Genomic DNA, 1,550 nt, shown 5'->3' with positions numbered 1-1,550 from the left:
CGCTGGCTGTCAGCATGGTCGTGAGACACCTGGCAGTCAGCGTGGGGAGCGGAGTTCCCTGTGACCGACATCGACAGCTTTCCGATCGGGCGTGGTCCGACGGGTAGGCGTTCGTTTCCGATTGCATTCCGGATCGAGGTGCTGCGCCGGTGGGACGAGTGCACCGAGCATGGCGCCAAGACACGACTGCTGCGTGAGTTGAACCTGAGCAAGAACCACGTCACCGCGTGGCTTCGCGCGCGGGAGAGCGGACAATACACGCAGGCGATGGTCGCCGCGGCAGAGAAGTCGAGGAACTGGATGGACAGTCGGGATAGGGCCGAGCTGGCGCGGCTGCGCCGGGAGAACACGCGACTCAAGGCCCAGGTGGAACAGGCGGAGACCGCCCAGGAGATCCTGGGAAAAGCGTTCGAGCTCTTGCAGGGGATCACCAAGCGCTCGAACGAGGACCCGTCTGCGATCCCACCGGCGTTGATGAGCGCGAGCGAGTACGCGCAGTGGCTCGAGCAGGAGAAGCTGTCCTGATCGACACCGTCGGTGCGTTGCACCGGGACGCGGCGATGCCGGTCACGACGGCGTGTGCCCTGCTCGGTGTGCCGCGGTCGAGTTACTACCGGCGCACCCGCGGTTACCGGCACTACGTTCCGGTCACCGATCCGGTTCCGCACGTGCAGCGGCACCAGCCCGCCGCGTTGTCCGACGACGAGCGCGCTGGGATCATCGAGTTGATCCTGGCCGAGGAGAACACGGATCTGTCTGTGGTGCAGGTGTATTGGCGTTCTTTCGACGCTGGGCTCGTCGCGTGTTCGGAGTCGACGTTCTACCGGGTGGCGCGTGCGCAGAACTTGACCGGGGACCGTCGCCGCACCCGCCGGGCCACGGCCGCGGCCCGCCGGGCACCGGTCGCCCAGGCCGGTCGGGCCGGGCAGTTGTGGTCGTGGGACATCACGATGTTGCACGGTCCCCGCAAGCAGGACAGGTATCTGCTGTACCTGGTGATGGACGTGTTCTCGCGGTTCCCGGTGGCCTGGCGGATCGAGTACGCCGAGGTTCCCGAAATGGCGGTGCAGATGTTCGCCGAGGCGTTCGAGACGTTCGGGGTGCCCGAGGTGGTGCATGCCGACAATGGTCCGTCGATGCGCTCACATGCCCTGATCGCCGCCCTCGACGAGGCGGGCGCGTACCGGACCCACTCACGGCCGAGAGTCAGCGATGACAACCCGTTCTCCGAGTCGCTGTTCAAGACCGTCAAGTACGACTTGTCGTGCCCGCTGCGGTTCGACGACATCGACCACGCGCGGCGATGGACCGAGACGTTCATGACCCGCTACGCGCTCGAACACCGTCACAGTGCCCTGGGCCGGCACACCCCCGCGGCGGTGTTCCTCGGCCTCGACACCGAGGAACACCGCCGCCGACAGCACCGGCTGGACCAGATCTGGGCCGCACACCCCGAACGGTTCCGCCGCCGACCCCTGGCACCACACCCGCCACAACCGACAGGCATCAACATCAACCAGAACCTGTCTCAGACAGGTTGACAACTACCG

The 1,550-nt window shown here is 66.4% G+C and carries 2 protein-coding genes; both read left to right on the top strand.

Going from position 1 to position 1,550, the window contains the following annotated elements:
* Positions 1 to 60 precede the first annotated feature (60 nt).
* Positions 61 to 525, top strand: coding sequence for a hypothetical protein (locus tag P3H15_RS53870; protein WP_342365545.1), 465 nt, complete (start codon positions 61 to 63; stop codon positions 523 to 525).
* Positions 498 to 1,541 carry an IS3 family transposase gene (locus P3H15_RS53865; RefSeq protein WP_276144801.1) on the top strand — a complete coding sequence of 348 codons (1,044 nt, stop codon included), beginning with the start codon at positions 498 to 500 and terminating at the stop codon, positions 1,539 to 1,541. Before P3H15_RS53870 ends, P3H15_RS53865 begins: the two co-directional genes overlap by 28 nt.
* Positions 1,542 to 1,550: the final 9 nt, after the last annotated feature.

Source organism: Rhodococcus sp. T2V, assembly GCF_029269925.1.
Taxonomy (GTDB): domain Bacteria; phylum Actinomycetota; class Actinomycetes; order Mycobacteriales; family Mycobacteriaceae; genus Rhodococcus_F; species Rhodococcus_F koreensis.
The sequence above is the reverse complement of the archived record's forward strand: the minus strand, read 5'-3'. Positions and strand labels throughout refer to the sequence as shown.